This window comes from Flavobacterium sp., assembly GCF_003525665.1.
Lineage (GTDB): Bacteria > Bacteroidota > Bacteroidia > Flavobacteriales > Flavobacteriaceae > Flavobacterium.
In genome coordinates, this window is sequence record NZ_DQDX01000189.1 from 3,048 (window position 1) to 7,792 (window position 4,745).

Annotated in this window: 6 protein-coding genes and 1 pseudogene; all 7 read right to left on the reverse strand. The window is 31.1% G+C overall.

The features are described 5' to 3' along the window. Nucleotides 1-196: pseudogene (locus DIU01_RS13360) on the reverse strand (SCO family protein); the annotation flags it as partial. A gap of 10 nt (nucleotides 197-206) precedes the next feature. Further along, nucleotides 207-869, reverse strand: coding sequence for a hypothetical protein (locus DIU01_RS13365; RefSeq protein ID WP_290835246.1), 663 nt, complete (start codon nucleotides 867-869; stop codon nucleotides 207-209). A 75-nt stretch (nucleotides 870-944) separates the two neighbouring features. Beyond that, complete coding sequence (locus DIU01_RS13370; protein ID WP_290835248.1) at nucleotides 945-1,295, reverse strand: cytochrome C oxidase subunit IV family protein; 351 nt, start codon at nucleotides 1,293-1,295, stop codon at nucleotides 945-947. A gap of 19 nt (nucleotides 1,296-1,314) precedes the next feature. After that, nucleotides 1,315-2,349, reverse strand: a complete 1,035-nt coding sequence (locus DIU01_RS13375) for a cytochrome c oxidase subunit 3 (protein WP_290835250.1) — start codon at nucleotides 2,347-2,349, stop codon at nucleotides 1,315-1,317. A gap of 42 nt (nucleotides 2,350-2,391) precedes the next feature. Further along, on the reverse strand, nucleotides 2,392-2,973 hold the full coding sequence (locus DIU01_RS13380) for a cytochrome c oxidase subunit 3 (protein WP_290835252.1): 582 nt from the start codon (nucleotides 2,971-2,973) through the stop codon (nucleotides 2,392-2,394). Nucleotides 2,974-2,975: 2 nt separating this feature from the next. Then, nucleotides 2,976-3,878: a heme o synthase gene (gene cyoE, locus DIU01_RS13385; RefSeq protein WP_290835255.1), complete on the reverse strand. Its 903-nt coding sequence runs from the start codon at nucleotides 3,876-3,878 to the stop codon at nucleotides 2,976-2,978. Between the two features lie 214 nt (nucleotides 3,879-4,092). Then, the coding region (locus DIU01_RS13390; RefSeq protein ID WP_290835257.1) for a hypothetical protein at nucleotides 4,093-4,745 on the reverse strand (653 nt) is incomplete at its 5' end.

Here is a 4,745-nt window from a genome sequence, read left to right on the forward strand (position 1 = left end):
ATTCTAAAACATATACTTTTCCTTCATAATCTTTATTGGAAATTTTCTTGTTGTTTTGATCTGTTAATTCAAATTTTGGAACTGGTCCAATTTCGACCAAATCATTTCCTTTAAATTTATCTATAATTTTGGGAATGGCATAAATTCCGAAAATCAATATAATGAACGAAATTCCTATGTATGATTTATTTTTCATTTTGATTTATTTATAATCCGTATTTCTTTCTGTCGGCATTATTCTTTTTAAGAGCTAATCGATATTCGGCTAGAATAATTCTAACGTCATCTGTCATTTCGTTATGAAGCTCCGACACCATTGAAGTGTTGTAACCTTCTCTGTATTCTTCTTCGTTTTTATTATTTTTACCTTTACGACCTCTCAAACTAAGTTCTTTATCGATAATATATACGGTATTCGAACCTTTAGAAACATCAACTGGATTTTGCAATTTCATGCTTTTGTAAACTGCTTCAATTTCTTGCGGAGTTGCAAATACAAAATGCCAGTTCGACATATTAGAAACTGCTTTTAATTTGTTTAAAACAACTTCAACTTGTTTCTCTGCGCCAATTGGAACCAGAATTACAACTTGAAAATCTTTAAACTCTCTGTATCGGTTATATATCTTCTGACTTAGATTAAAATATCCACCGCGTTTTTCATAAACATCTGTTCCAGAAAAACCTAGAATAGTAATTTTAGAAGCTAGTTTAACCGATTTATCATTAGATGACTTCAACTCACCAAGTTCAGAAACGTTGGTTGTAATCACAGGCAATTTAGAAAAACTGTTTACGCCAGAAGCAAAAAACAAGTAAGCAACAATAGGAAGAATAAAGAGAACTATAAGTACTAAATTCTTTTTCATTTAGTTTGTATTTATTAGTTACAAAAATAAAAAAATCCCGACAGAATCGGGACTTAAACTTGAATTAATATAATGTTAAAAATTCCACTTGATTGTTGAATTTTTAAAAACCCCATAAATGTAATTTCCTTCTACAAGAAGAATAAAAACTAGGTATATAACTAAGAAAATGACAGTCCAAACAACCGATCTTCTTAACGCTGTTGTTTCGCCTTCCATGTGCATGAAAGCCCAAACAATATAATATGCTTTGTAAATTGTAAGTAAAATAAAGATCCAGTTCAATAAATTCATGCCTAAAAAGTTAGTCATGTGTAAAGATTCTGGCTTAATGATTCCAAGAATTACCTCAACAATTGTTACTGCTGATAGAAGGAAAAATACATTCCAAATTCTTTTTGTATTAGAAACGTGTTCGTGTGACATAATATATAATTTCTAAAAATTAAACTAAGTAGAAGAAAGTGAATACGAAAACCCAAACTAAATCGACAAAGTGCCAGTAAAGTCCAACTTTTTCAACCATTTCATATGATTTTCTTTTTTCATAAGTTCCTAAAAGTACATTTAAGAAAATGATGATGTTGATAATAACTCCAGAGAATACGTGGAAACCGTGGAAACCAGTAATAAAGAAGAAGAAGTCAGCAAATAATTTACTACCATATTCGTTTCTCTGAAGATTAGCACCTTCAACAACTAAATGTGCATTAGCTAACATCTTTTCAGATTCTGCTCTTGTTAGAATCGTTTTTTGTTTCGTGTGGAATTCTTTATCGTTTAATGTTGGATGTGCACCAACAGCTGTTTTTGAAGTTTCCTTGTCATAAATAACTTCAGTTCTAATTAACAAATCTGGATTAGATTTGAAACCAGCTTGTACTTCAGCAACAGAGTAAGTTGGTAAAGCAGCTTCTTCACCAAACCACATTGCATTAGCTCTAGTTCTTTGAACTCTATCTTCTTGTAATGTAGCAGCAAATTCTTCTAATTTTACTCGTTCGCCTTTTGCGTTAACGAATTGTAGAATGCTTCCACCTTTAGTTTCAATTGCACCATATTCACCTTTGATAAAGTTTTTCCATTCCCATGCTTGAGAACCAACGAAGATTAAACCTCCAATGATTGTTAAAAACATGTAAAATGCCACTTTACCTTTATTCATATTGTGTCCTGCATCAACAGCCAAAACCATTGTTACAGAAGAAAAGATAAGAATAAAAGTCATCAATGCCACATAGTACATTGGTGCGTTTTGTCCGTGTGCAAACGGAAAGTGAGTAAAAACCTCATCGGCTAAAGGCCAAGTTTCAATAAATTTAAATCTAGAAAAACCGTAAGCTGCTAAAAATCCAGAGAAGGTTAATGCATCCGATACGATGAAAAACCACATCATTAATTTTCCGTAACTTGCTCCAAGTGGCTCATTTGCGCCATCCCAAGTTTTTCCTACAGTATTAGTAGTAACTGTCGCTCCCATAAAAGTTGTTAGTTAAAAAGTTTTCAAATTTACGTTTTTTTCTTATTTAAAGAAATATAAAAACAAAAACAAATAAATCCACAAGAAATCAAGAAAGTGCCAATACATTGCACCAAGCTCAATACCAAGGAATTGACTCGAATTGTACTTTTGTTTAAAATGATTATAAATTATAATTAATAAAGAAATAATTCCGCCAGCAAGATGCGCAAGATGTGCCAAAACTACTACATATAAAAATGAAATAGTAATTGAACCTGCTCCACCAGCCGGAACCAATCCGTTTAAATACAATTGATTGAATCCTTCAAACTGAAAATAAACAAACCCAATTCCTAACGCTAATGTTGTTAAAAGTAGGATTGTTGTTAAATTTCTATCGTCTTTCTTTATTGCCTTTTTTGCTAGAATAAATGCTAGACTACACAATAAAATTAGTGCTGTACTGATATAAAAAGGAGTTGGCATTACAAAATCCTTCATCCAATCACCTCTTGACTTACTCACTACGAAAGCACTTGTTATTCCAGCAAACATCATAGTCATACTAATCATTGCAAAAATCAGCAATAATTTGTAAGAACGTCCTGTTCGCGCTTTATGTTCTTCGATTGACATTGCCATAATTATCTCAAGAATTTATCTATTATATAAATTAGTTGTAACATTGTGATATAAAAAACGCTAGCCAACATTAATGATTTTGCTGCTTTTGATGTTTTTTCTTTACGCAAACGCAAAGCATAATACAACATCCATAAGCCAAGCAAAAGTACTAAAACTGCAGCAATTTTAGAAATAAATAATTGACCCGTAAAACCTAAACACGGTAATAACGAAGCTACAATTAACCAAACGGTGTACAATATTGTTTGTAATGCTGTTTTATCGTCTCTTTTACCTGTAGGAAGCATGAAAAAACCTGCTTTTTCGTAGTCTTCATATAAAAACCAACCTATTGCCCAAAAGTGTGGAAATTGCCAGAAGAATTGAATTAAGAATAACGTTCCAGCTTCAATTCCGAATTCTCCTGTTGCGGCAACCCATCCTAACATGAACGGAATTGCACCAGGAAAAGCTCCAACAAATACCGAAAGTGGCGTCTTTGTTTTTAATGGTGTGTATAAACTTGTGTATAGAAATATTGAAATCGCACCAAACATTGCTGTTTTTGGATTGATTAAATACAATAAAGTTAATCCGATTACTGTTAATAAACTTGCAATTAATAAAGCTGTATTTACCGACATTCTTCCCGATGGAACTGGACGATTTTTCGTTCGATCCATCAACGCATCAAGGTCTTTTTCAATTACTTGATTGAAAGCATTTGACGCACCAACCATGCAATATCCACCAACGGTTAACATCAATAATGTTGTCCAACTAAAAGGAAAAGAATTACTAAAACCCAACAAATATCCAGCAATAGATGAAAACAAAACACTAACAGCCAAACCAGCTTTAGTAATTTCTTTAAAATCGATATATACAGACTTTAGGGAAAGTGTATTTGTAGTTGAATTCAATTTGATTGGTATTGTTTTTTAAATCTTGTGCAAAAGTAGTTCATCAAAAAGGATTTGACAAAAAACAATTGATAAAATTATATAAAAGACAGGAAGTTTTTAATAATTGAAATACCAATTAAAAATATCACATAGTAATTCAACAAAATTCATGCAAAATTAAAATTTCAATCGAATCATAATTTGAGTAATCGTAAAACAAACACTATCATTATTATTTATTTTTAATCCTCTCGTATTTTATTTTAAAACGCCATCGTTTATAGGTTCTTGATGGCAATCCTATACTTTTTCGAAGTGAATCAATATTTTCTTTATCTGTAAACTCTGTTTCTTGTTTTGCCCTAGTGAGATTATAACTTCCATAAAGTTGTTTACCAGTTGTATCTTCTAAAAATCTATCGTAAGATTGACTATAAAGTTCTGGATAAATTTGACCTTTTTTAACCGCATCTAAAACTTTTGGCAACAAAAAATTCATACGAAATTCTCTATTTGTGTGTAAAAAAATAACGCTCAAATCTGTGAATGTGCTATCTATATAAAACTCTCCAATTAGTTTTTCGCTTGGATAACCATATTTTATAAAAATGTGTTGTAATTTGATTTGATTTAACGAATCGACAATCTCAATTTGATTATATGTAGAAGCATCTTTTCGAGGTTCTTGATCTACTCTGCACATTTCTTGAATGGAATCACGTGATGTAAAATTCAATTTATTTCTGTAAATTCTTGTAGAATTAACAATGTCTTCATTTGAAATTTTTGCGCTTTTGTATGCCAAATCCATCAAACTATCATATTTGAAATAACTAGAATTACTTCCATAATTTTCAATAGACTTTAAAATAGAATCTTTAAAAT

Excerpts from the sequence above, each read along its gene's own strand:
- DIU01_RS13365 (WP_290835246.1), bottom strand. The coding sequence starts at position 869 with ATGAAAAAGAATTTAGTACTTATAGTTCTCTTTATTCTTCCTATTGTT.
- DIU01_RS13370 (WP_290835248.1), bottom strand. The coding sequence starts at position 1,295 with ATGTCACACGAACACGTTTCTAATACAAAAAGAATTTGGAATGTATTT.
- DIU01_RS13375 (WP_290835250.1), bottom strand. The coding sequence starts at position 2,349 with ATGGGAGCGACAGTTACTACTAATACTGTAGGAAAAACTTGGGATGGC.
- DIU01_RS13380 (WP_290835252.1), bottom strand. The coding sequence starts at position 2,973 with ATGGCAATGTCAATCGAAGAACATAAAGCGCGAACAGGACGTTCTTAC.